This is a genomic window from Brevundimonas sp. SS2672, from assembly GCF_059579685.1.
Map to the genome: position 1 here is coordinate 211,771 of NZ_CM184201.1, position 23,307 is coordinate 235,077.

General features: G+C 68.5%; 24 protein-coding genes and 1 pseudogene. 7 read left to right on the forward strand and 18 right to left on the reverse strand.

Annotated elements, in window-relative coordinates; all coding sequences use genetic code 11:
• Positions 1-77 precede the first annotated feature (77 nt).
• Positions 78-1,916, reverse strand: coding sequence for a DUF885 domain-containing protein (locus AC52GN_RS01020; protein ID WP_496527893.1), 1,839 nt, complete (start codon positions 1,914-1,916; stop codon positions 78-80).
• Positions 1,917-2,017: 101 nt separating this feature from the next.
• On the reverse strand, positions 2,018-3,682 hold the full coding sequence (locus AC52GN_RS01025; RefSeq protein WP_496527894.1) for a thiamine pyrophosphate-binding protein: 1,665 nt from the start codon (positions 3,680-3,682) through the stop codon (positions 2,018-2,020).
• Positions 3,683-3,777: 95 nt separating this feature from the next.
• On the opposite strand from AC52GN_RS01025, the gene AC52GN_RS01030 reads away from it, so the two are divergent.
• Positions 3,778-3,915, forward strand: a complete 138-nt coding sequence (locus AC52GN_RS01030) for an entericidin A/B family lipoprotein (protein WP_291778924.1) — start codon at positions 3,778-3,780, stop codon at positions 3,913-3,915.
• Between the two features lie 63 nt (positions 3,916-3,978).
• Positions 3,979-4,422, forward strand: a pseudogene (locus tag AC52GN_RS01035) (YidB family protein); the annotation flags it as partial.
• Between the two features lie 9 nt (positions 4,423-4,431).
• Here the strand turns inward: AC52GN_RS01035 and truA are convergent.
• The 8 genes from truA to pdxR (AC52GN_RS01075) all read right to left on the reverse strand — a co-directional run bounded on the left by truA (position 4,432) and on the right by pdxR (AC52GN_RS01075) (position 9,620).
• Positions 4,432-5,181 (reverse strand): tRNA pseudouridine(38-40) synthase TruA, encoded by a 750-nt coding sequence (gene truA / locus AC52GN_RS01040; RefSeq protein ID WP_452112436.1) that lies wholly within the window; start codon positions 5,179-5,181, stop codon positions 4,432-4,434.
• Between the two features lie 6 nt (positions 5,182-5,187).
• Positions 5,188-6,156, reverse strand: a complete 969-nt coding sequence (fmt, locus tag AC52GN_RS01045) for a methionyl-tRNA formyltransferase (RefSeq protein ID WP_496527895.1) — start codon at positions 6,154-6,156, stop codon at positions 5,188-5,190.
• Between the two features lie 27 nt (positions 6,157-6,183).
• Positions 6,184-6,414: a hypothetical protein gene (locus AC52GN_RS01050; protein WP_496527896.1), complete on the reverse strand. Its 231-nt coding sequence runs from the start codon at positions 6,412-6,414 to the stop codon at positions 6,184-6,186.
• Positions 6,414-6,986 (reverse strand): peptide deformylase, encoded by a 573-nt coding sequence (gene def / locus AC52GN_RS01055; protein WP_496527897.1) that lies wholly within the window; start codon positions 6,984-6,986, stop codon positions 6,414-6,416. The genes AC52GN_RS01050 and def overlap by 1 nt, the downstream gene beginning before the upstream one ends.
• 61 nt (positions 6,987-7,047) lie before the next feature.
• Positions 7,048-7,320, reverse strand: a complete 273-nt coding sequence (locus tag AC52GN_RS01060) for a hypothetical protein (protein ID WP_496527898.1) — start codon at positions 7,318-7,320, stop codon at positions 7,048-7,050.
• A gap of 39 nt (positions 7,321-7,359) precedes the next feature.
• On the reverse strand, positions 7,360-7,779 hold the full coding sequence (locus AC52GN_RS01065; RefSeq protein WP_496527899.1) for an acyl-CoA thioesterase: 420 nt from the start codon (positions 7,777-7,779) through the stop codon (positions 7,360-7,362).
• A gap of 98 nt (positions 7,780-7,877) precedes the next feature.
• Positions 7,878-8,054, reverse strand: coding sequence for a hypothetical protein (locus AC52GN_RS01070; RefSeq protein ID WP_496527900.1), 177 nt, complete (start codon positions 8,052-8,054; stop codon positions 7,878-7,880).
• Positions 8,055-8,153: 99 nt separating this feature from the next.
• Positions 8,154-9,620 carry a MocR-like pyridoxine biosynthesis transcription factor PdxR gene (gene pdxR / locus AC52GN_RS01075; protein WP_496527901.1) on the reverse strand — a complete coding sequence of 489 codons (1,467 nt, stop codon included), beginning with the start codon at positions 9,618-9,620 and terminating at the stop codon, positions 8,154-8,156.
• Positions 9,621-9,738: 118 nt separating this feature from the next.
• Here pdxR (AC52GN_RS01075) and AC52GN_RS01080 point away from each other — a divergent pair, with 118 nt between their 5' ends.
• The 3 genes from AC52GN_RS01080 (at position 9,739) to pdxY (ending at position 12,171) form a co-directional block, all read left to right on the forward strand.
• Positions 9,739-9,975: a thioredoxin domain-containing protein gene (locus AC52GN_RS01080; RefSeq protein WP_292058750.1), complete on the forward strand. Its 237-nt coding sequence runs from the start codon at positions 9,739-9,741 to the stop codon at positions 9,973-9,975.
• Positions 9,976-10,084: 109 nt separating this feature from the next.
• Positions 10,085-11,353 carry a serine hydroxymethyltransferase gene (gene glyA / locus AC52GN_RS01085; RefSeq protein ID WP_496527902.1) on the forward strand — a complete coding sequence of 423 codons (1,269 nt, stop codon included), beginning with the start codon at positions 10,085-10,087 and terminating at the stop codon, positions 11,351-11,353.
• 17 nt (positions 11,354-11,370) lie between these two features.
• Entirely contained in the window at positions 11,371-12,171 is an 801-nt protein-coding gene (gene pdxY, locus AC52GN_RS01090; protein ID WP_496527903.1) for a pyridoxal kinase, read from the forward strand.
• Between the two features lie 6 nt (positions 12,172-12,177).
• Here pdxY and AC52GN_RS01095 read toward each other — a convergent pair whose 3' ends face one another.
• The 4 genes from AC52GN_RS01095 to pdxR (AC52GN_RS01110) all read right to left on the reverse strand — a co-directional run bounded on the left by AC52GN_RS01095 (position 12,178) and on the right by pdxR (AC52GN_RS01110) (position 16,864).
• On the reverse strand, positions 12,178-13,335 hold the full coding sequence (locus AC52GN_RS01095; protein ID WP_496527904.1) for a DegT/DnrJ/EryC1/StrS family aminotransferase: 1,158 nt from the start codon (positions 13,333-13,335) through the stop codon (positions 12,178-12,180).
• Positions 13,336-13,362: 27 nt separating this feature from the next.
• Positions 13,363-14,124: a YggS family pyridoxal phosphate-dependent enzyme gene (locus AC52GN_RS01100; RefSeq protein ID WP_496527905.1), complete on the reverse strand. Its 762-nt coding sequence runs from the start codon at positions 14,122-14,124 to the stop codon at positions 13,363-13,365.
• Positions 14,121-15,257, reverse strand: coding sequence for an alanine racemase (alr, locus tag AC52GN_RS01105; RefSeq protein ID WP_496527906.1), 1,137 nt, complete (start codon positions 15,255-15,257; stop codon positions 14,121-14,123). The genes AC52GN_RS01100 and alr overlap by 4 nt, the downstream gene beginning before the upstream one ends.
• A 116-nt stretch (positions 15,258-15,373) precedes the next feature.
• Positions 15,374-16,864 (reverse strand): MocR-like pyridoxine biosynthesis transcription factor PdxR, encoded by a 1,491-nt coding sequence (gene pdxR / locus AC52GN_RS01110; RefSeq protein WP_496527907.1) that lies wholly within the window; start codon positions 16,862-16,864, stop codon positions 15,374-15,376.
• A 115-nt stretch (positions 16,865-16,979) separates the two neighbouring features.
• Here pdxR (AC52GN_RS01110) and hemA point away from each other — a divergent pair, with 115 nt between their 5' ends.
• A complete protein-coding gene (gene hemA / locus AC52GN_RS01115) occupies positions 16,980-18,227 on the forward strand; it encodes a 5-aminolevulinate synthase (RefSeq protein WP_496527908.1) in 1,248 nt (415 codons plus the stop codon).
• Positions 18,228-18,230: 3 nt separating this feature from the next.
• On the opposite strand, the gene AC52GN_RS01120 is transcribed toward hemA, so the two are convergent.
• Positions 18,231-19,925 carry a M1 family metallopeptidase gene (locus AC52GN_RS01120; protein ID WP_496527909.1) on the reverse strand — a complete coding sequence of 565 codons (1,695 nt, stop codon included), beginning with the start codon at positions 19,923-19,925 and terminating at the stop codon, positions 18,231-18,233.
• A 105-nt stretch (positions 19,926-20,030) separates the two neighbouring features.
• Positions 20,031-20,327, reverse strand: coding sequence for a 50S ribosomal protein L28 (gene rpmB, locus AC52GN_RS01125; RefSeq protein ID WP_496527910.1), 297 nt, complete (start codon positions 20,325-20,327; stop codon positions 20,031-20,033).
• Positions 20,328-20,555: 228 nt separating this feature from the next.
• Here rpmB and AC52GN_RS01130 point away from each other — a divergent pair, with 228 nt between their 5' ends.
• Positions 20,556-21,041 (forward strand): DUF3617 domain-containing protein, encoded by a 486-nt coding sequence (locus tag AC52GN_RS01130; RefSeq protein WP_233126829.1) that lies wholly within the window; start codon positions 20,556-20,558, stop codon positions 21,039-21,041.
• 53 nt (positions 21,042-21,094) lie between these two features.
• Here AC52GN_RS01130 and AC52GN_RS01135 read toward each other — a convergent pair whose 3' ends face one another.
• Together AC52GN_RS01135 and AC52GN_RS01140 are read right to left on the reverse strand one after the other, a co-directional pair.
• Positions 21,095-22,336 (reverse strand): benzoate/H(+) symporter BenE family transporter, encoded by a 1,242-nt coding sequence (locus AC52GN_RS01135; protein WP_496527911.1) that lies wholly within the window; start codon positions 22,334-22,336, stop codon positions 21,095-21,097.
• A gap of 196 nt (positions 22,337-22,532) precedes the next feature.
• Positions 22,533-23,072 (reverse strand): CarD family transcriptional regulator, encoded by a 540-nt coding sequence (locus AC52GN_RS01140; protein WP_291778987.1) that lies wholly within the window; start codon positions 23,070-23,072, stop codon positions 22,533-22,535.
• Between the last annotated feature and the right edge of the window lie 235 nt (positions 23,073-23,307).

Sequence of the window (23,307 nt, forward strand, 5' to 3'; positions counted from 1 at the left end):
ACGCGCGTGCGCTGAAATCCCCCCTCATCCGAGCGCCTCCGGCGCCCACCTTCTCCCCCGGAGGGGAGAAGGAAGACTTAGTTGGGCGCGCCGCCGCCCTTGGCGATCCAGGCGTCGACCAGGTCGCCCAGCACATCCAGCGGCACGGCGCCCGACCCCAGGACCACGGTGTGGAAGTCCTTGATGTCGAACTTGTCGCCCAGCGCCGCCTCGGCCTTGGCGCGCAGTTCCTCAATCTTCAGCTCGCCGATCTTGTAGCTGGTCGCCTGGCCGGGATTGGTGATGTAGCGCTCGACCTCCTTCTGGATGTCGCGCTCGGACAGCAGGGAGTTGTGACGGAAGTAGTCCATCGCCTGCTCGCGGCTCCAGCGCTTGGCGTGCAGGCCGGTGTCGGTCACCAGGCGCACCGCGCGCCACAGCTCGGTCGAGAGACGGCCGAAGTCGGAATAGGGGTCCTGATAGAAGCCCATCTCCTTGCCCAGGCGCTCGGCATACAGGCCCCAGCCTTCGGAATAGGCGCCGTAGCCGCCGAAGCGGCGGAAGCTGGGCAGGTGCTCCATCTCCTGCGCATAGGCGATCTGGAAGTGGTGGCCCGGCGCGCCCTCGTGATAGCTGATGCCCTCGATCTGGGGCTTCAGCACCTGGGTCATGTCCGACAGGTTGACGTAGTAGATGCCGGGGCGCGAGCCGTCCGGCGCAGGCGAGTTGTAGAAGGCGATGGAGGCCGTCGCCTCACGGAACGGCTCGACGGCGCGGACCTCAAGCGGGGCCTTGGGCAGGTTGGAGAACCACTGCGGCGCCACGGCCATCACCTGGGCCACGAAGGCGCGGGCGTCGGTCAGATAGGCTTCCTTGCCTTCCGGCGTGTTCGGATACTGGAACTGCGGATCGGTCTTCAGGAAGGCGAAGAACTCCTGCAGCGTGCCGGTGAAGCCGACCTGGGTCTTGATCGTCTCCATGTCGCGCTGGATGCGGGCGACCTCGTCCAGGCCGATCTGGTGGATCTGGTCGGCGGTCAGGTCGGTGGTGGTCGAGAGCTGCAGGCGCGCGTTGTAATAGGCCTCGCCCTGCGGCAGGCGCCACACGCCCGCGTCGCTGTCGGCCTGGGTCTGCACCTGGCCGAGCGCCGCCAGAACCGTGTCGAAGCCGCGCTTATAGGGGCCGGTCAGGGCTTCGCGGGCCGAGGCCAGCAGGCGGTCCTTGGTCGCCTGATCGGCGTCGAGGGCGGCGATCTTCTTCTGGAAGTCGGCCCAGACCGGGTTGTCGGCGCCGCCGTCGAACGGCGCTCCGGCGATCACCGCGCGGGTGTTGTCGATCGAGGGCTCGAAGACGAAGCGCGGCGAGACCACGCCCTTGCCGGCGCGCGCCGTCAGGGTGTCGGCCACCTGGCCCATATAGCGCTCGGCGGCGTTCAGGCGGGCGACATAGGCCTCGGCGTCCGAGACGCTGCCGATGCGGTGATTGTTGATCAGGAAGACCGGCAGGCTGGTCGTCGGGTTGCCGTTGGCGGCGAACTGAAAGCCCCAGTCGCGCCACTGGTTCGACAGGCGCGCCTGCTGCACGCCGTGTTCGAACAGGCGCCAGGACAGGCGGCTCTGCTCGCTCAGCTTGGTCGGATCGAACTGGGCCTTCATCTGGGCCAGCTGGGCTTCCTGCAGCGCTAGGGAGCGCTCCGCGGCGGCGTCGGAGACGTCGTCCAGCTTGTCATAGTCGGTCTTGCGGCCCAGCGAGGTCATACGCTGGGGGCTGAGGGCCACGCGCGCCTCGAAGGCCTGTTCGAAGAAGGCGTTGAGCCGGGCGTCCTCGCTCTGGGCCTGGATGGTCGCGGCGGCCGGCGCGGCTCCCTCGGCCATAGCAGTGGGCGCAGCGGTGCAGAGCGCCAGGGCGGCGGCGGATGAAATCAGAAGACGACGCATGAGAAAGACCCCCTCGGTACAATAAGGGGCGCACTCTTTCGCGAAGCGTGGCGGGACGCAAGCGCGGAAGCCGCCCCTCTCCTGTTGGGAGAGGGTAAGGACTACTGCCCGCGTAAATCCGTGATCGTGCGGCCCGGCGCGATCTGTTCGGCGTCGGTGATCAGGTGGACCAGGGCGGGGCGGCCGCTCGCCGCCGCCTCGCGCGCCGCCGCCAGGGCCGCCGGGAAATCACCGGTCGTCTCGCAGCGCACGGCGAAGGCGCCGAAGGCTTCGGCGTACTTCACGAAATCGGGGTTCTTCAGGTCGGTGGCGATGACGCGGGTCGGATATTCCCGCTCCTGGTGCATGCGGATGGTGCCGAAGGTGCCGTTGTCCACGACCACGACAATGACGCCGAGGCCGTACTGGGCGGCGGTCGCCATCTCATTGGCGCTCATCATGAAGTCGCCGTCGCCGGCGATGCAGATGACCTCGCGCGAGGGCTGGGTCGCCTTGGCGCCGAGCGCGGCGGGGTAGCCATAGCCCATGGCGCCCGAGGTCGGGGCCAGCTGGGTGCGACGGGCCTGATGGCGGTGAAAGCGGTGCAGCCAGGCGGCGAAATTGCCCGCGCCGTTGGTCAGGATGGCGTCTTCGGGCAGGGCCTGCGCCAGATGGGCGATGACCTCGCTCATATTGACCGCGCTCTCGACCTCGATGGGCGAGGAGAAGGCGAGGAAGTCGGCATGGGCCGCCGCGCCCTGATCGTTCCAGGTCCGGCCCGGTTCGATGGCCGACAGGGCCAGGGCCGCCAGGGAGTTGTCCGCCGCCGCCGACAGGGCCGGCGCCCAGACGCGGCCTAGCTCCTCCGGCCCCGGATGGATGTGGATCAGGGTTTCGGCCGTCTTCGTCCGATCCAGCAGGGTGTAGCCCTGGGTCGGGTTCTCGCCCATGCGCGCGCCGATCACCAGCAGCAGGTCGGCGTCCTTGACCCGAGCCACCAGCTTCGGGTTCGGTCCGAGACCGAGGTCGCCCGCATAGCCGGGGTGGTCGTTGCGGATCAGATCCTTGCGGCGGAAGGACAGGGCAAGGGGCAGGCCCAGGCGCTCGGCCCAGCCGGAGATCGCGTCGGTCGCTTCATCGGTCCAGCCCGAACCGCCCAGGATCAGCATGGGGCGTTCGGCGCGCGACAGGCGTTCGCGCACCTGTTCGACAAAGGCTGGATCGAGGGCTGCTCTGGCGGGCGCGACCGGGCGGATGGGCGAGGGGCCGCCGTCCTCGTGCAGGATGTTCTCGGGCAGGGCGACGACGACCGGACCCATGCGGCCCTGCTGGGCCGTGGCGAAGGCGCGTTCGACCACTTCGACGGTGCGTTCAGGGCTTTCGATCTCGGTGGCCCATTTGGCCAGGCCGCCGAAGACCTCGCGGTAGTCGACCTCCTGGAAGGCGCCGCGGCCGCGGTCGGTCAGGGCGATCTGGCCGACGAACAGGATCATCGGGGTCGAATCCTGATGCGCCGTATGCACGCCGATCGAGGCGTGGGTCGCGCCCGGTCCGCGCGTGACCATGCAGACGCCGGGACGGCCCGCCAGCTTGCCATAGGCCTCGGCCATGTTGGCGGCGCCGGCCTCGTGGCGGCAGACGATGACCTCGATCTGGTCGCGGACATCGGCCAGGGCGTCGAGCACGGCCAGATAGCTTTCGCCCGGCACGCAGAAGACCTTGTCGACCCCGTTCATCACCAGGGTTTCGACCAAACGGCGGGCGGCGGTTCCGGAAGCTTGCGTCATGGTTTCGCCGTTAGCAGATTGGAGGATGAATTGGCCATGCAACCTTATGGCCAAGCTTCACGTTGAAGCGCCAAATCGACCACGGGGATTTCATCATGCGCAAGCTCATTGTTTTCGGCGTCATCGCCGCCGCCCTGGCCACCGCAGCCTGCAACACCGTTTCGGGCATCGGCCGCGATCTGTCCGCCGCCGGTCAGGCCGTCACCTCGGGTTCGGAACGCGCCAAGAGCTGACGTCGACGGCGTCGCCGTGATCGCGGCGCCGTCTTTTACCTTCCGGCCACAAATCCGCAGAGGAAGTCTGTCATTCTGGCGGCGCAAATCGGAGGAATTGAGATGGGACTTCTGGATAATGTTCTGGGCGGCCTCGGCGACGACGCCGCCGGCGGCCTGGCCGACCTGCTGAAGGGGCAGGGCGGCGTGGCGGGCCTGGCTGAAAAGTTCGGCCAGAACGGTCTGGGCGACGTGGCCGCTTCGTGGATCGGCAAGGGCGGCAACGCTGCGATCAGCCCCGAGCAGATCGCCGCCGTCATCGGCTCCGGCCCGATCGCCGATTTCGCCCGGAAGCTGGGCGTTTCGCCGGAACAGGCCAGCGAGACCCTGGCCGGACTGTTGCCGGAAGCCATTGACCGCCTGACGCCGAACGGCTCGGCGGAGGGCGCGGACGACATGCTCGGCGGTCTGTTGAACAACCTGCCAGGCGGCCTCGGCGGCGCCTTGGGCGGTCTGTTCAAACGCTGAAGCCTGAGGTCAGGCCTCGGCCTCATAGGTGACGCCCGTCAGATAGAGACCGTCTGACGGCGCCACCGGGCCGCATCGCGCGCGGTCCCTGGCCGCCAAGGCATCGGCCAGATCGGCCGGGCTCCAGCGATTGAGGCCCACTTCGACGATGCTGCCCGTCATGGACCGCACCTGACGGTGCAGGAAGCTGCGCGCCTCGAACACCAGATGCACCTCTTCGCCGACGCGGGAGACGCGGGCGACGTCCAGCGTCTTGAGCGGGCTGGCCGCCTGACAGGCGGCGTCGCGGAAGGTGGTGAAGTCGTGATGGCCGATCAGGTGTTGCGCGGCGGCGTGCATGGCCTCGGCGTCCAGGGGCTTCCTGACGTGCCAGACACGGCCCCGGTCCAGCGCCGGACGGCCGGGCCGGTTCAGGATGCGATACAGGTATTTGCGCCCATTGGCGGTGAAGCGGGCGTGCCAGTCGTCGCTGACCGGCGTGCAGTCCAGCACCGCCACGGCCTCCTTCACCAGATGGGCGTTCAGGGCGTTCATCACCGTCTGCGCCGGCCAGTCGCGCTCCAGATCGACATGGCAGGTCTGGCCTGTGGCGTGGACGCCCGTGTCGGTTCGCCCAGCGGCGGCGATGCGCACGCTCTGGCCGCTGAAGGCGGCGATCGCCGTCTCGATGGCGCCCTGCACGGTCGGCTGGCCGACCTGGGCCTGAAAGCCGTTGTAGGCCGAGCCGTCGTATTCGATGGTGAATCTGTATCGGGGCATGACGCCCTACAGGCCGCGTCCGGTCGAGAAGGCGGAGCCTTCTGACCGCGGCCCACTCAGAATGGTTCCGACAGGAACCGCAAAGCCGCGCAGCATTTCCTCGGCCGATTGCGCCGCCTTGCCGGGACGCTGCACGCGAGTCAGGCGCACCGCGCCGTCGCCGCAGGCGATCGTCAGGGTGTCGTCCAGCACCTGACCGGGCGCGCCTTCGCCTTCAGCCAGAACCGACATCAGCGCCTTGACGCGGACCGGCTCGCCGTCGGCCTCGACCTCGAACCAGGCGCCGGGGAAGGGCGACAGGCCGCGGATGTGGGCGTCCACCTCGGCGGCCGGGCGGGTCCAGTCGATGCGGGCCTCAGCCGTGGTGATCTTCTTGGCGTAGGTCGGCTCGCCCGTCTGCTGCGTCTCGGTGAAGCCGCCGCGCTCGATGGCGGCCAGCGCGCGCGGCCACAGGGCGGCGCCGACATGAGCCATGCGGTCGCCCAGAGAGGCGGCCGTGTCGTCGGCATGAATGTCCATCAGTTCCGACAGGATGATGGCGCCTTCGTCCAGGCCTTCGCTCATGCGCATGATCTGGACGCCGGTCTGGCGGTCCCCGGCCATGATGGCGCGCTGGATCGGGGCGGCCCCGCGCCAGCGCGGCAGCAGCGAGCCGTGCAGGTTGAAGCAGCCCAGACGCGGCGCCTCCAGCACCTCGGGCTTCAGGATCTGGCCGTAGGCGACGACGCAGGCGGCGTCGAGATCAAGGCTCTGGAAGACGTCGATGGCCTCAGCGGCCTTCATGCTGTCGGGCGTGAAGACGGGCAGGCCCATGGCCTCGGCGAAGGCGTGGACAGGCGACGGCGTCAGCTTCTGGCCCCGGCCCTTGGGGCGCGGCGGTTGCGAATAGACGGCGATGATCTCGTGCCCCGAGGCGATCAGCTCGGCCAGCGACGGCACGGCGAAGTCGGGGGTTCCCATGAAGGCTAGGCGCATGGGCAGGCCTTTAGACCGTGAGGCCGATTACATCCAGCGGGTATAGACGCCGCCGCCCTCGTCCCACTCGCCGCCCGCGTCCAGCGCGTCGTCGAAATCGAGCAGGCGGTCGATGACCAGACCCGCCACCACGCCGACGGCGGCGACAGCCAGTAGGGTCGCCAGACTGGCCGCGCCGACCTTCTGGTTGCGGGTCAGGCGGCGACGACCCCCTCTATTGACGGTTCTCGGATCAATGTTGCGGGTCTTGCGAGCCATCAGGCGGCCATCCTCGCTTGCTTCTTGACCTTGGCGACCGCGCGGTCTCGGCGCAGGCGCGACAGGTGGTCGATGAACAGGACGCCGTTCAGATGGTCCAGCTCGTGCTGGAAGCAGATAGCGTAGAGGCCCTCGATCTCTTCCTCGATCGTCTCGCCCTGATAGTTCATGTAGCGGACCCGCACGCGCGCCGGACGCTCGACCGAGTCGTAATAGGTCGGCACCGACAGGCAGCCCTCTTCGTAGGAGAACATCTCCTCGGACGACCACAGGATCTCGGGGTTGACGAAGAAGCGCGGGTTGCGGCGCTCCAGCGCCTCTTCCTCGGTCTGCGGCTCGTCAGCGGCACCCTCGACCGGCTTGTCGCCCAGGTCCATGACGACCACGCGGGTCAGCTCGCCGATCTGCGGCGCGGCCAGACCGATGCCCGGCGCGTCGTACATCGTCTCCAGCATGTCATCCATCAGGGCGCGCACGGCATCGGTGACGCCGCCTTCCACAGGCGCGGCGACAGTCTTCAGGGTCGCCAGATCGGCGGCGTTATCGATAGTCAGGATACGACGAATGGCCATGCGGGGGAGGTAGGGCCGCCGCCTCCGAACGTCAAGAATTACCGACTCCCGGACTCGGGTTTCATCCGGCCTGGTTCAGGGCGATCCCCACGATCTGCAGGATGGTCCAGAGCAGGCCAACTGCGGCGAGGCCGATACCGAACCGCGCGGCTCGGAAACGGCTGCGCCGCATCGCTTCAAAACGCTCGGGTTCGGCGGCGCGCTCAATGCGGGTTGCGACGGCGCTCTTGCTGCGGATGACGCCAGAGCGCCCAGCCTCGAAGGCAGGCAACAGTTCACGCAGCATGAGGAACAAGCCCGCCAGAACGGCGCCGATCCCGGCCAGAACCCACATCTTGACGCCCTCCCTTAAGCGAAGGTTTGGATACTGATGTTATTCGTGGAGGGTGTCGAGCGGCACTTCGCGCGGCTTGCGGTCCTGATCGATGGCCACATAGGTGAAGACGCCCTCGGTCACGCGGACCGACTGGGCCTCGGCCTGACCGCGCGCGCGTTTCCAGGCCTCGACGTGGACGCGGATCGAGGTGCGGCCGACGCGGATGATCTTGGCGTAGGTGGAGACTTCGTCGCCGACCGAGACCGGCTGGTGGAAGACCATGCCGTCCAGGGCCACGGTGGCGCAGCGGCCGCCCGCGCGCTCGAACGCCGGGGTCGCCCCGGCCAGGTCCATCTGCGCCAGCAGCCAACCGCCGAAGATATCGCCTTCCGGATTGGTGTCGGCGGGCATGGCGATGACGCGGCCGACAGGCTGGCCTTCGGGCAACAGGGCGGCGGCTTTGTCGGCGTCGGACACGGATGACCTCTCGGGCGGCTTCGTCAGGGCCGGTTCATGCGCCCTGACCTGGAATGACGCAAGTCATTGGCCGGTTGCGGCCTCCGGAGATCACCGCTTCAACCCGAGCAGACGGCGACGACGCCGATGACGGCGGCGGCGACCGCCACCGAAAGCGGCAGGACGAAGATCTGGATCAGGGCGGTCTGCCGCGTTGCGCCGCCCTCGGGCGTGTCCTCGCCCTCGAAGAGACGGCGTGGCCGGGGCGAGGTCGTCTTGCGGCTGGACGGCGGCATCGTGTTGAACCCTTTCAGACCCATGCGGCGACGGCCGCGATCAGTTCCGAGGGTGGCGACAAGCCGGATGGTCCAGAAGTTCCAGTTTGGATTGATCGATCAGGCCGGTTGCGTCGCCTTCAGCCGGTCGACGGCGCGCACCAGTTCCGTCTCGTCCAGACTGGCGAAGCCGATGCGGAAGGCGTTGGCGGCGGCGCACCCCTTTGGGCCGGGTTCAAGCTGGAGCTGGCGGCCGTGGGTCAGGGTCAAGCCGCAGCGCTCAGCCTCGGCGGCCCAGGCGGCGGCGTCGATGTCCGGGTTCACGCGCAGCCACAGCGCCAGCCCGCCCGCCGGTTTGTCAAAGGCGACGGCGTCGCCCAGCCGGGCGGCGATCTCGGCGCACAACAGGTCGCGGCGCTGTTCATAGATCCTGCGCGCCTTGCGGGCGTGACGGCCCAGGTCGCCGTCGTCGATCAGCCGGGCCAGCGCACGCTCCAGCGGCAGGTCGCCCTGACGGTCGATGGCCTCGCGCCGCGCGGTCATGGTCTGGATCAGGTCCGGCGCGCCTGTCGCATAGCCGATGCGGACCACGGGCGAGAGCAGCTTGGACACCGATCCGATATGGATGATGCGGTCCTGATCGCGGCCCTGGCTTAGAGCGCGGGCGGCCAGCGGCAGGACCGGGCGGCCCTCGAAACGGTACTCGTGGTCATAGTCGTCCTCGATCAGGATCAGGCCATGACGACGCGCCATTTCCAGCAGGCGCAGACGCCGCCCGGCGCCCAGCGTCACCGTGGTCGGGAACTGATGATGGGGCGTGACATAGACGGCGCGGATGGTCGGGTCGCGCGCGAGCAGCGCCTCCAGCCGTTCGACGTCCAGCCCCTGCGCATCGACCGGGGCGCCGACCACGCGGGCGCCTGCGGCGCGAAACGCCTTCCAGGCCAGCGGATAGCCGGGATCTTCGACGGCGATGGCGTCGCCGGGGTTCAGGGCGGCGGCGGCCAGAAACAGGGCCATCTGGCTGCCGCGCGTGATCAGGATGTCGTCGGCGCTGACCGTCAGGCCGCGCTCGGCCGACAGATAGCGGGCCAGCGCCGTCCGCAGCGACGGCGCCCCGCGCGGGTCGCCGTATCCGGGCAGCGACTTGAGTTCGGCGCCGGTCAGCGATCGGCGGAACGCTCTGGCCAGCTCCAGTCCCGGCATCAGGCGCGCATCGGGCGCCCCGTCGGAGAACTGCATCGGCGGCGGCGCGGGCCGGGTCTGCGGCAGGGGCGAGGCGAAGCGCGCAGCGGCGGGGCGAGCGCCCCAGTTCTGCGTACCCAGATCGGGCAGGTCGCGGGCGACGAAGGTGCCGCGCGACGCCTCGGCCGTCAGCCAGCCCTGCAGCACCAGCTCCTGATAGGCGGCGTCGACGGTGTTGCGATGAACGCCCAGCGTGCGGGCCAGGGCGCGGGTGCCGGGCAGGCGGTCGCCGGGCTTCAGCCGCCCGCGCTCGATCTCGCGGATGACCGACCCCGCCAGATTGATGAACAGGGGCCGGGCGGGGTCTTCAATCAGTTCAATGACGACGGCGCTGCGTCCCATGATCCGGCCTATCAGGTTTCAGGAAAGCGGCTCTTCTGACAGGGCCGATAGGCCGGGTATCCCACGCGCATTCCCAGGCAGCAACACCGCTGCGGGATCAGAAACAAGGGATAGGGCCATGGCCGAGAAAGCCGTTTTCTATCACGCAGGCTGCACCGTCTGCGTCGACGCCGAGCAACGCTTCGTCGGCGCGCTGAACCCGGCCGCCTATGATGTCGAGGTCGTTCACCTTGGCGAGACGCCGCAGCGCCTGGCTGAAGCCGAGGCCGCCGGCGTGCAGTCGGTTCCGGCCATCGTCATGGGCGGCGCCGTCTACCACATCAATCACGGCGCGGACCTTTCGGCCCTGCGCTGACGCTCTTCGGCCTGGCTTCAGTCCCCCGAAGCCAGCCGCTCGGCGGGTCGGCGACCCTCCTCCTCAAAGGCCGACCCGCCGCCTTTTTCATTCGAACGGCGGAGACGACATGGCTTTCGATCTGGCGACGCGGGCTCTGGACCCGGAATTGGCTCATGCCCTGGCCCTGGAGCGGAAACGCCAGCAGGACAGTATCGAACTGATCGCGTCCGAGAACATCGTCAGCGCCGCCGTGCGTCAGGCGCAGGGTTCGGTCCTGACCAACAAATACGCCGAGGGCTATCCGGGCCGCCGGTACTACGGCGGGTGCGAGGCGGTCGACATCGCCGAGAAGCTGGCCATCGAGCGCGCCTGCACCCTGTTCGACACGGCCTACGCCAACGTCCAGCCGCACTCGGGCGTCAACGCCAACCAGGCCGTGCTGTTCGCCCTGATCAAGCCGGGCGACCGCATCATGGGGCTGGACCTGGCCTGCGGCGGTCACCTGACGCACGGCTCGCCGGTCAGCCTGTCGGGCCAGTGGTTCGAGGTCAGCGCCTATCGGGTGCGCGAAGACGACGACCTGATCGACTATGACGACATGGAGCAGCGCGTCCTTCAGGACCGGCCGCGTCTGATCTATGCGGGCGGCTCGGCCTATCCGCGCCGCATCGATTTCGCCCGGATGCGCCAGATCGCGGATAAGGTCGGCGCCTATCTGGTGGCCGACGTGGCTCACTACGCCGGGCTGATCGCGGCGGGCCTCTATCCCAATCCGACGCCGTACGCCCATGTCACCACCTCGACCACGCACAAGACCCTGCGCGGCCCGCGCGGCGGCCTGATTCTGTGCAACGATCCGGAGCTGGCGCGGCGCATCGACAAGGCGGTCTTCCCCGGCACGCAAGGCGGCCCGCTGATGCACGTCATCGCCGGCAAGGCGGCAGCCTTCCACGAGGCGCTTCAGCCGGACTTCGTCGAATACTCCAAGGCGGTGATCGAGAACGCCCGCGTACTGGGCCAGACGCTGGCGGACGGAGGCCTGCGCCTCGTGTCGGGCGGGACGGACTGCCATCTGGTGCTAGTGGACCTGCGCCCCTTCGGCCTGACCGGCAAGGTGGCGGTCGAGGCGCTGGAGGATCACGGCCTGATCGCCAACAAGAACGCGGTCCCCTATGATACGGCCTCGCCGATGGTGACGTCGGGGCTGCGGCTGGGCTCGCCGTCCTCGACCTCTCGCGGGTTCGACGCCGAGGCGTTCCGCACGGTCGGCGGCATGATCCTGACCATCCTCAAGGGTCTGCGCGACGGCGATCTCGACAGCGCGGCGGTGAAGGCGCAGGGAAGAGAACTGACGCGGGCCTATCCGATCGCCGGACCGGCGCTGACGCCCGCTTAAGGAGGTTCCGAACGCGCGTGCGGGTCATCTCGATTCAGAGCCAGGTCGTCTACGGCCACGTCGGCAACAGCGCGGCGGTCCAGCCGATGCAGGCCATGGGGCTGGAGGTGGCGGCGGTGCCGACCACCCTTTTGTCCAATCACCCGCACTATCCCACCATGCGCGGCCGGATTCTGGAGACGGAACTGGTCGCCGACCTGCTGCTGGGGGTCGAGGAGCGCGACCTGCCGATGACATCCGGGGCGGTGGTGACGGGCTATATGGGCTCGGCCGCCAATGCGGCGGCGACGGCGGGTTTCCTGCGGCGCTGGAAGGCGAAGAACCCGGCGCTGCTGCACATCTGCGACCCGGTGATCGGCGACGATGATCTGGGCGTCTTCGTCGCCGATGGCCTGATCGAACAGTTCCGCGATGAACTGACGCCGATGGCCGACATCATCACTCCCAACCAGTTCGAACTGGGCCGACTGGTCGGTGAACGGCCCGATACGGACGAGGGGGTGATCGAGGCGGCGCGCATCCTGAACGCGCGGGGAACCGGGAGAACGGTGGTGACGGGCTGCGTCCTGACCGACACCGCGCCGGGCGAAGTCGAGACGGTGGCGGTCGAGGGCGGCGTCGCCCATCGCACCTCCATCCCTCGCATCCCGATCCGGCCCAGCGGCACCGGCGACCTGTTCACCGCATACCTGACCGGGTGGCTGATGCGCGGCGAAAGCCTGCCGCAGGCCGCCGCCCGCGCCACCGCCGGGGTCCAGACCGTTCTGCTGCGGACCCAGGCGGTGGGCGCCTTCGAGATGCGCCTGACCGAGAGCTGAAAGCCCTCAGCCGAAGCCGGCGACGGCGGCGATCACCCGGTCCTGCACGGCCTCGTCCAGATAGGCGCTCATCGGCAGGCTGATGACCCGTTCCGCCTTGGCCTCGGTCACGGCCAGACCGCCGGGGCCGACCGGGTGCTGGCGATAGGCGGGCTGGCGATGCAGGGGGATCGGATAATAGACGGCGGTCGGCACGCCTTGCGCCTTCAGATGGGCGGCCAGGGCGTCGCGGTCGTCATGCTCGACGGTGAACTGCGCCCAGACCGAACGGCCGCCGGGAATGACGACCGGCGTCGCCGCCACATGACCGGCCAGCCCCTGCACATAGCGGTCGGCGATGCGGTTGCGGCGCTCGATCTCGTCCGGGAAGATCTTCAGCTTCTCCAGTAGGGCGGCGGCTTGCAGGGTGTCCAGCCGTCCGTTCATGCCCAGACGCGGGTTCAGATACTTGGGGTCGTGGGCGAAGCCCTGCGCCGCCGCATCCGCCACCGTCGCCTGACCGTGGACGCGCAAGGAGACGAGGTGATCCATCAACGCCTCATCCTTCATCAGCACCGCCCCGCCGTCGCCGTAGGCGCCCAGCGGCTTGGCCGGAAAGAAGCTCAACGTCGTGGCGTCGGCCCAATGGATCGGGTGCCGGTCGTTCAGGGTGCAGCCGAACCCCTGCGCCGAATCCGAGATCAGCTTCAGCCCGTGTTTATGGGTGATGTCCGACAGGGCGGGATAGTCGGCGGGCTGGCCGAACAGATCCACGGCGATGACGGCGCGGGGCTTCAGCACGCCTTCGCGCTCGACCGCCTCGACGGCGGCGCGCAGGTGGTCGGGGTCCATCGTCCAGGTGTCGGGACGGATGTCGATGAAGACCGGCGTGGCGCCCGCCAGCGCCACCACCTCGGCCGTAGCGGCGAAGGTGAAGGCGGGGCAGAAGACGGCGTCGCCCGGTCCCACGTCCCACGCCATCATCAACAGCACCAGCGCATCCGTCCCGTTGGAGCAGGACAGGGCGTGTGGGGCCTGACCGAAATCGCACAGGGCCTGTTCAAAGGCGCCGACCGCCGGACCCATAATGTACTGGCCGCTGGCCGCGACCTCCATCAGGGCGGCGTCGATGGCCGGGCCGATGCGGCGGCGCTGGCTTAGAAGATCGATGAAGGGAATGGTCACGCGGTTACTCCGGGGAGGGAAGGTTGGTCAGGCCAGACCGGGCCAGTAGTGGGCGTTCGGCGTCGGACGCGGGCCGAAGATGGCCTGTCCGACCCGCACCACGGTCGCGCCTTCGCGCACGGCCAGTTCGTAGTCGCCGGTCATGCCCATCGACAGGCCGGTGATGCGCGCATCGATGCGCTCGGCCTTGTCGCGCAGGGACCGCAGCAGGGTGAAGCAGGGCCGTACCCGATCCGCATCGTCGCTGAATATGGCCAGCGTCATCAGCCCCTGCGGCTTCAACCGGGGGAAGGCTTCCAGCCGTTCGATGAAGTCCAGCGCATCATCGGGATGCAGGCCGAACTTGCTCTCTTCGCCCGAGGTGTTGACCTGGACATAGACCTTCATGTCGCGGCCGTCGGTCTCCAGCCGCTTGTTCAGCACCTCGGCCAGTTTGAGGCTGTCCATCGCATGGAACTCGTCGGCCAGACGGGTCAGGTATTTGACCTTGTTCGACTGCAGGTGGCCGACGACGTGCCAGCGCATCGACAGGTCGGCCATGGCCTCGGCCTTGTCGCGGGCCTCCTGCAGCTTGTTCTCGCCGAAGTCGGTGACGCCCGCGGCCCAGGCCAGACGCAGGATCTCGGCCGGAACCGTCTTGGTGATGGGCAGCAGGCGCACGCTGTCGATCGGCCGCCCCACCTGTTCGCAGGCGGCGGCGATGCGGCGATGAACCAGCGCCAGATTGGCGGCGAACCGCTCGCGCGGATCAGCACCGAAGCGTTCGAGATTTTCAGGCGAAAGGGTCACGAAACATACTCCCGACACAGGCGGCGGCCCAGCCGCGCGATGACTTCATAGTCGATGGTCGCGCCGTCCAGCGCCAGCTGTTCCGGTGTGCGGTTGGGACCTAGAAGCTCGACCTGATCGCCCGGCTTCAGCGCATCGGGCGGCAGGGCGCTGACGTCCACGACAAGACTGTCCATCGAGATGCGGCCTACGAAGGGCAGCAACTGTCCTTCGAACGCTGCGGCGCCGGTGGCCGACAACTGGCGCGGCCAGCCGTCGGCATAGCCCACGCCGATGGTCGCCAGACGCATTCCCTCGGCCGCCGTGACCGCCCAGCCGTAGCCGACGCCCGCGCCTGCAAGCACGGCGCGGGTCTGGATGACGCGGCCCGTCACCTCGACCACCGGCTGCATGGCCTTGGCCGAGGGCGAGGCGTCCAGCCCGAACAGGGCTGCCCCGACCCGGCACAGGTCGTAGTGATAGTCTTGGCCCAGCCAACACCCGGCCGAGTTGGCCAGCGAGCGCGGAATGCCCGGCGGCGCGTGGGCCAGAATGCGCTCGAAGGCCTGACGCTGGCGCGCATTGCCCGCGAGGCCGGGCGTGTCGGCGACGGCCAGATGGCTGAGGATCAGGCGCGGTTCGATCCAGCGGATCGGGCCATCCGGGTCGAAGGCGAAGGCGGCGTCCTCGGGCGGCAGGCCCAGCCGCGACATGCCGGTGTCGAACTGGATCGCCGCCGCCAGCGGCCGCCCGACCGCCCGGCCCAGACGCGCCCAGCCCTCCATCTGCTCGCGGCTGTTCAGCACCGGGATCGCCCCGGCGGCGAGGGCGGCGTATTCGGCGCCGGGCGCCAGACCGTTCAGCACGAACAGCTCGGCGTCAGCGGGCAGGTTGCGGCGCAGCTCCACCGCCTCGAACAGATGGGCGACGAACAAGGCCCGGCATCCGGCGTCATAGAGGGCGGGCGCGATGCGGGCGGCGCCCAGACCATAGGCGTCGGCCTTGACCACGGCGGCGCAGGCGGCGGGGGCGACCTGGTCGCACATGGCGCGATAGTTGGCGGCGACGGCGTTCAGGGAAACGCGAATCCGGCCGCCGCCGTGGTCGGATCGGCGGCCCGGATGGTCGGTCGGGAACAGGGCGAGGGCAGGCAAGGGATAGAAGCTTTCACGGCGTCGGCTGACCGCCGACCTCCGCACCCTAGACCCCTGTGTCCCGGCCATTCCCCGCCACGTCGGCGCAGATCGTCAGACCGCTTTGTAAGCGTCGATCACGCGGGGAACAGCTTCGCCAGTTTCTCGACGGCGGCGTCGATCTCGGCCGGGGTCGAGGCGGCGAAGCCCATCAGCCAGCCGGGACGGCCCGCGCCCGCGTCATGTAGGGGCGTCAGGCCGGTCAGGTGAACGCCGACGCGCCGGGCTGCGCGCACCGTCTCGACCTCGTCGAAGCCGTCCTTCAGGAAGCAGGGCATCTGCAGCCCTCCGGCGGGCCGGTCGGGCGTGACGACGTGGGGCAGGCGCGCCGTCACCGCCGTCTCCAGCGCGTCCAGCCGTTCCGCATAGACGCCGCGCATGGTGCGGACATAGGCGCCGAACCGGCCGTCCTCGATGAAGCGCGCCAGCGTCAGCTGGGCCACCGAGGCGGTGAAGCCGTCCATCAGGCTGCGCGCCGCGACCATCGGCTCGACCAGAGGGCGCGGCAGGATCAGATAGGCCAGCCTCAGACCCGGAAACAGGGACTTGGTGAAGGTGCCCAGGTACAGGGTCCGGTCGTGCGGATCCAAGCCCTGAACGCAGGCCGTCGGCCGCCCGGCGTAGTGGAACTCGCTGTCGTAATCGTCTTCCAGAATCCAGGCGTCATGCTCGGTGGCCCACTGGATCAGGGCCAGCCGACGGTCCAGCGACAGGGTGCGTCCGGTCGGAAACTGGTGCGAGGGGGTGACGAAGACCGCCCGCCCGTCCTCACGTCGGGCCAGCAGGTCGTCGGTGCGTAGTCCCTGTGCGTCGACCGCCACGGGCAGGCGCTTCAAGCCCGCCGCGTCCAGCGCCTTGGCGGCGCCCTGATAGGCCGGGTCTTCGATGAAGACGCCGTCGCCGGGATCGGCCAGCACCCGCGCGCACAGGGACAGGGCCTGCTGCGAACTGGTCAGGATCAGGATCTGGTCGGGATCGGCCCGCGCTCCGCGTTCCAGGTTCACATAGCCGGCGATGGCGCGGCGCAGGCGCGGATGGCCCTGCGGGTCGCCGTGGTGCAGGGCGGCGGCGCCCTCCTCGCGCAGGGTCTGGCGGTGCAGCCGGTCCCACTGGGCGAAGGGAAACAGCCGCGTCTCCGGCACGCCGGGCGAGAAGGCCAGCGGAGCGTAAGGGTCGCGCAGACCCCCGCTGTCGGCCATCGCCTGCCCGCGTTTGCTCAGGGTCGGCGCCGCCGCCGGTTGCAGGACGGGACGGCGGCCCGCCGGACGCAGCACCCCGCGCTTCAGGCCCAGTTCGGTCAGTTCACAGACGAAGCTGCCGCTGCCGACGCGCCGCTCGATGAAGCCTTCGGCATGAAGCTGGGCATAGGCCGTTTCGACCGTATCGCGCGACACGCCCAGCGACCGGGCCAGCGTCCGCGACGAGGGCAGGGGCCGTCCCGCCGTCAGCGACCGCTCGACGATCAACTGGCGCACGGCGCGCTGGATGCGGGCGTGCAGGGGCAGGCCGGACTGGGCCGGATGGTCCATGAAGGCCTGAACGGATTCCAGCTGGGCGCGCTTCAGCAATGGTCTGCAGTTTCTTTCCAAAGTGGCCGGAATGATCCAGCCAATCCAGCGTTAGGTGTCACGCCCCCGGCGGGATGGCAATGTCGCCGCCCGTCCTGTGATGGGATGTGATGTCATGGGCGCTTTCGATTTCGCCGACTTCTTCAGCCGCGATCTGGACGATCTGAAGCAGGAGGGCCGCTATCGTGTCTTCGCCGATCTGGAGCGGCTGGCCCCCGACGCCCCCTATGCGCGCGATCACCGGCGCGGGCGGACCATCACCATCTGGTGCTCGAACGACTATCTGTCGATGGGCGTCCACCCCGAGGTGGTTGAGGCGGCGCAAAGTGCGATCCGGACCTATGGCGCGGGCGCGGGCGGCACGCGCAACATCTCGGGCACCAGCCACGAGCATGTCCTGCTGGAGCGTGATCTGGCCGATCTGCATGGCAAGGAAGCGGCGCTTTTGTTCACCTCGGGCTATGCGGCCAATGACGCGGCCCTGTCGACGCTGGCGTCGCGCCTGCCCGGCGCCGTGATCTTCTCCGACGCCCTGAACCACGCCTCGATGATCGAGGGGATGCGCCGCTCGGGCGTGGAGAAGCACATCTTCGCCCACAATGACTGGCGCGATCTGGACCGGCTGATGAGCGGGGTCTGCCGCTATCGGCCCAAGCTGGTCTGTTTCGAGAGCTGCTATTCGATGGACGGCGATTTCGCCCCTATCGCCGCCCTCTGCGACGTGGCCGAGCAGCACGGCGCCTTCACCTATCTGGACGAGGTCCACGCCGTGGGCCTGTACGGCGCGCGCGGCGCGGGCGTGGCCGAACGCGACGGCCAGTCGCACCGCATCAGCATGTTTCAGGGCACCCTCAGCAAGGGTTTCGGCGCCATGGGCGGCTATGTGGCGGGCGATGCGGCGGCGGTCGATTTCGTGCGCAGCCACGCGCCGGGCTTCATCTTCAGCACGGCCCTGCCGCCCTCGGTCGTGGCTGGGGTGCGGGCGGCGTTGCGCCATTTGAAGGCCGACGGGGCGCCGCGTCGGGCGCTGGCCGCGCGCGCCGCCTCGATCAAGGCGGGGATGCAGCGGCTGGGTCTGCCGGTCCTGCCCAGCCCCAGCCATATCCTGCCGGTGATGATCCGCGATGCGGCCACGGCGCGGGCGGTGACGGACGCCCTGATGGATGAGCACGGCGTCTATATCCAGCCGGTCAACTTCCCCACCGTGCCGCGCGGGACCGAGCGGCTGCGCATCACGCCGACGCCGCTGCACAGCGACGATGACGAGGATCACCTGCTGGAGGCCCTGGCCGCCGTCTGGGCCGACAACGCCGACTGGCGCCGGTTCGCGGCCCTGGGGCGGCGTCAGTTGGAAGCGGCCTGAGCCTCAGTTGGCGGTTGAGGCCGCCTTCCACCGCTCCAGATACTCCAGCCGCCTCAGCACTTTTGAGCCGGGGTCCAGCAGGATGTGCGCGCCCTGCGCCGCCTCGAACGTCGCGCGCCCGTCGGTCATGGGCAGGGTGCGCAGAACGCCGTCCGCCTCGACCTCGACCGGCAGGGGGAAGGGGCGGCCGTTTGCGGTCTTCCACTCCAGCGTCACCTGGTCGCCCTGCCGCGTCATGACCAGGTCGGGCAAGGCCGCCTGATAGAGGTAGGCGTCGAAGAACCAGCCCATGTCGCGCCCCGTCACCTCATTGACGATGGCGACATACTCCGGCGTCGTGGCGTAGCGCGGCTGGAAGTTCCCCGGCCGCGGATCGGGGCGGCCATAGACCAGACGACGCAGGCTCTCATAGAAGGCGTCGTCGCCGATATGCAGGCGCAGGGTGTGGGCGATCAGCGCGCCCTTGTAATAGAGATCCAGCGCCGGGCCGGTCTTGTCGTCATAAACGGTCCCCGCGTCCTGCGGCTGGCCGGACACGACCGGGAAGCGGTTGGCCAGCGTCAGCCGCATGGTCTGAAGCTCGGCCTGCATGGCCCGCTCGCCGTTCAGCCAGCGGGCGTAGAGGGGCTGCATATAGGTGCCGAAACCCTCGTGCAGCCACATGTCGTCCCAGTCGGCGTTGGTCAGCTGATTGCCGAACCACTCGTGCGCCAGCTCGTGCTGCAGCAGCCAGTCGTAGCCCTTGCCGTCCAGCTTGTAGCCGTTGCCATAGGCGTTGATGGTCTGGTGCTCCATGCCCAGGTGCGGGGTTTCGACCACGCCCATCTTCTCGTCGCCGAAGGGGAAGGGACCGACGGTCGCCTCATAGAAGTCGAGCATCTGCGGGAACTCGTCGAACAGCGCCTGCGCCTTGGCCGGGTCGGCTGAGGCCAGCCGCCAGAAACGCAACGGAATCACGTTTCCGAACCGGCTGCGATAGTCGGCGGTCATCTCGACATAGGGGCCGACGTTCAGGCTGATGGCGTAGGTGTCGGGCTGGCGCGCGGTCCAGTTCCAGGTGGTCGTGCCGTCGCCGTTGTCAGCCTTGCCCAGAAAGCGGCCGTTGGCGGGGGCGCTGAGGCTTGAGGGGACGGTGATGTGAAGGTCGACCCGCTCCGGCTCGCCCTGCGGATGATCGATGCAGGGCCAGAACAGGTCGCAGCCCTCGCCCTGAACCGCGCTGGCGATCCACGGCTGGCCGTCGGGCGTCGTGGTCCAGACGAAGCCGCCGTCCCACGGCGCGCGCTTGGCCTGATGCGGGCGGCCGGAATAGGCGATGCGGACGGAAACGCTGTCGCCCGCTGTCAGGGGCCGGGGCAGGGGGATGGTCAGCCGTCCCTCGGGGTTGGACCAGTCGGCGACCGCCTGCCCGTCCACGGTGATGGCGGCGATGGCGAAGACCGCGTCCAGTTCGACCACGACCGCCGCCGTCAGCGTCGTGGCGGTGAAGTCGAGGACAGCGACGCCTTCCAGCGACTGGCCTTCCGGCAGCAGCCTGAACGACAGGTCGGCCTTGTCGAAGCGCAGGGCCAGTTGCTCCGCCGTGCGGGGCGTGCCGCTGGACAGGGTGAAGGCGGTGGTTTCGCGCGCCGGCTCCTGCGCCAGAACGGGCGAGGTCAGCAGGGCCGTGGTCAGGCAGAGGGCGGCGAGAGGGCGCAAGGCTGAGGCTCCGGCTGGACGAGCCCTGAGGGTAGCGGGAGCGCGCGCAAAAGAAAAAGGCCGGTGTTTCCACCGGCCTCTTCAAAATCCGTCAGTCGACGCCGATCAGGCGGCGGCTTGCTCGGCCAGCTTGGCGCGGACCTGGCGCTTGATGCGCAGGGCGGCGGTCGACAGCTGCTCGTCGCGGGCCTTGACGATGAAGGCGTCCAGGCCGCCCTTGAAGTCGAGGGTGCGCAGCGCGGCGTTCGAGATGCGCAGCGAGAAGGTTTGGCCCAGAGCTTCCGACTGAACCTTGACCGTCTTCAGCGACGGCAGGAAACGGCGCTTGGTCTTGATGTTGGAGTGGCTCACGTGATTGCCGACCATGGGGCCGATACCGGTGAGTTCGCAGCGACGCGACATCTTAAGATCCTCAAGGTCACATCCGCCATACCGGTGCGGACGCATGAAACAGGGACGCAGCGAGCGACGGGGCCCGCGCGAGAGGGGGCCGTATAGAGGAAGGACTCGCTGGGCGTCAAGACTGGAGTCGTCATCCCGAGCGACAGAGTCATTGTGAAGGCGAGGGATCGCCTTCGTTCAGCAGTCGTTCAAGCCGTGACTATATAGAGCAGACCCATGATGAGTCCCATGAACGGCAAATCGATGAAGACCTTGATCCCCTTCGCCCGCCTGATGGCGGTCGCCGCCCCGGTGGTCGCCGGGGCCGTCATGCTGGCCGCGCCTGCGTCGGCGCCCCAGGCGCAGTCGGCCGCCCAGTCCGAAGTCCTGCCTGGATACTGGGAATACACCACCAGCGTCATGGGCGCGCGCGACACCGAGCAGAAGTGCGTGCGGCCCAGCGAGATCAACCGCTTCTTCGGCGGCCTGTCGACGCGCAAGTGGCAGTGCACCTATCCGACGCGTCAGGTCGGCGACGGCCGCGCCCGCTTTGAAGGCAGCTGTCAGGACCGCAAGGGTCGCCGCATCAACGTGCGCCTGAACGGCACCTATGAGGAACAGGCCTTCCGCTTCAACGGCGGCGCCCAGCTGGCGCGCGGCACGCCCTACATCCCCGCCAGCATCACCGCGCGACGCCTGGCCGCCCAGTGTCCGGCTGGGGCGGAATATTTCTGATCTGCGCAAAAAGCACAGAGGCCGGGATGCATGTCCCGGCCTCTTTTTTCGTCTCAGCCGGCCGGGCGTTCCGGCGTGACGCGACCGGACAACAGGCCCTTGGCCCATGTGACGAGACCGCCGTTCAGCGCCGCATAGGCGATCAGGCCGATCACCAGCCCCCAGAAGGCCCCGCCGATCCCGAACAGCTGGATGTTGGCCGCCGCCGCCAGGAAGGTGATCAGGGCGGCCTCGCGCGATGACGGCTCGCTCAGGGCGCCCGCCAGACTGCTGCCGATGGCGCCCAACAGGGCCAGTCCCGCCAGCGTGGTGATGAAGACGGCGGGCAGGGCCATGAAGACCGCCGCCAGCGTCACCCCGAACACCCCGATCAGGATGTAGAACACCCCCGCCGCCACGCCCGCGATCCAGCGCTTGGACGGGTCTTCATGGGCCTCCCTGCCGGTGCAGATGGCGGCGGTGATGGCGGCCACGTTGAAGGCGTGCGAGCCGAAGGGCGCCATCAGCAGCGACCCCAGCCCCGTCACCGTCACCAGCGGACTGGCGCTGACCTGATAGCCGTCGTTCCGCAGCACCAGCATCCCCGGCATATACTGACCCGTCAGGGTGATCAGGAACATCGGAATGGCGAGGCTCAGCAGGGCCTTGATCGAGAAGGCCGGCATGGTGAAGACGGGCGCCGCCAGCTTCAGCTCTAGCCCTGACAGGTCGACTCGTCCCTGCGTCAGCAGGAAACCCAGCCCCAGCACCAGTATGCCCACCACCGCATAGCGGGCGGTGAACCGCTTCAGCACGACGTAGGTCAGGATCAGCAGACCCGCCAGCAGGGGATCGACGCCTACGCCGCCGAAGGCCTGCACCCCGAACGGCAGCAGGATGCCCGCCAGCAGGGCGGCCGCGATGGCGGGCGGGATCAGGCGGATCACCCGATCGAACCCGCCCGACAGTCCCAGAACCACAAAGGCCGCCGCTGAAATCAGATAGGCGCCGATCGCCTCGGCATATGACGTGGCGGCCAGCGCCGTGACCAGAAAGGCCGCCGCGGGCGTCGACCATGCGGTGATGATCGGCGCCTTGTAGCGCCAGCTCAGCCACAGCCCCGTCGTCCCCACGCCGATGGAGATCGACCAGACCCATGATGCGGTCAGTTCAGGGCTGAGACCCGCGACCCTGGCCGCCTGGAACACCAGGATGAAGGTCCCGCCATAGTTGACGATGACCGAGATCAGCCCGGCGACGACCGGGTGCAGCAGATCGCTCCATCGCAGGGATGGAGAGGGGGCGGGTATGGACATGGGGCGGAGCCTCTGCGAACGACGATGCGCGCGCTCCTAGAGGATCAATGGCCGGTCCAGCCTGTCCATTCAGGCGTAGTTGAGCAGACCATTTCGTTTCTTCGGCGGCGCGTGGGCGCGCTGGATTCGGCCTCAGCCATGAAAAAGGCCCGGCGTCGCCGCCGGGCCTTTTGTCGATTCGCTATCGCGCCTGAAATCAGGCGGCTTCGGCCTCGGCGGCCGAGGGGACGGGCTTCTTGGCGCTGAGCGACTTGCCCAGCAGGGCCATGGCGGCGTCCTTGTCGATCTTGTTGGCGGCGGCGACTTCGCGAGCCATGCGGTCCAGAGCCGATTCATAGAGCTGGCGCTCGGAATAGGACTGTTCCGGCTGGGTCTCGGCGCGGTGCAGGTCGCGGACCACTTCGGCGATGGAGATCAGGTCGCCCGAGTTGATCTTGGCTTCATACTCCTGGGCGCGGCGCGACCACATGGTGCGCTTGACGCGGGCGCGGCCCTTCAGGGTGGTCAGGGCCTTGGACACGGTGTCGTCGGCGGCCAGGGTGCGCAGACCGGCGGTCTTGGCCTTCTTGGTCGGGACGCGCAGGGTCATTTTCTCGTGTTCGAAGGTCACGACATAGACTTCCAGCGCCATGCCGGCGACTTCCTGAGTCTCGATCGCGGCGACCTTGCCGACGCCGTGCGCGGGATAGACCACCGCATCGCCAACCTTGAATTCCAGACCGGTCTTGCTCGTCATGTCATTCCTTTCCCGAACCGAAGGGAGAGATCGTCGCCGCGTCTTTCGAAAGCAAAAACCGCCCTTCCGCCGGACCTGGGTCAGGCGGTTGAGCGGAAGGTCGCATTGTCAGACGCGAAAGCGGATCACCGAACCTCTGGCCGACCCCGTCCTCGCGGCGAGGTTCTGTCGTAAATGCGGGCGGCGCGCAGGACTGCGGAACCGCCCGTTTCGAATAGGGAGGAACCTATCATAA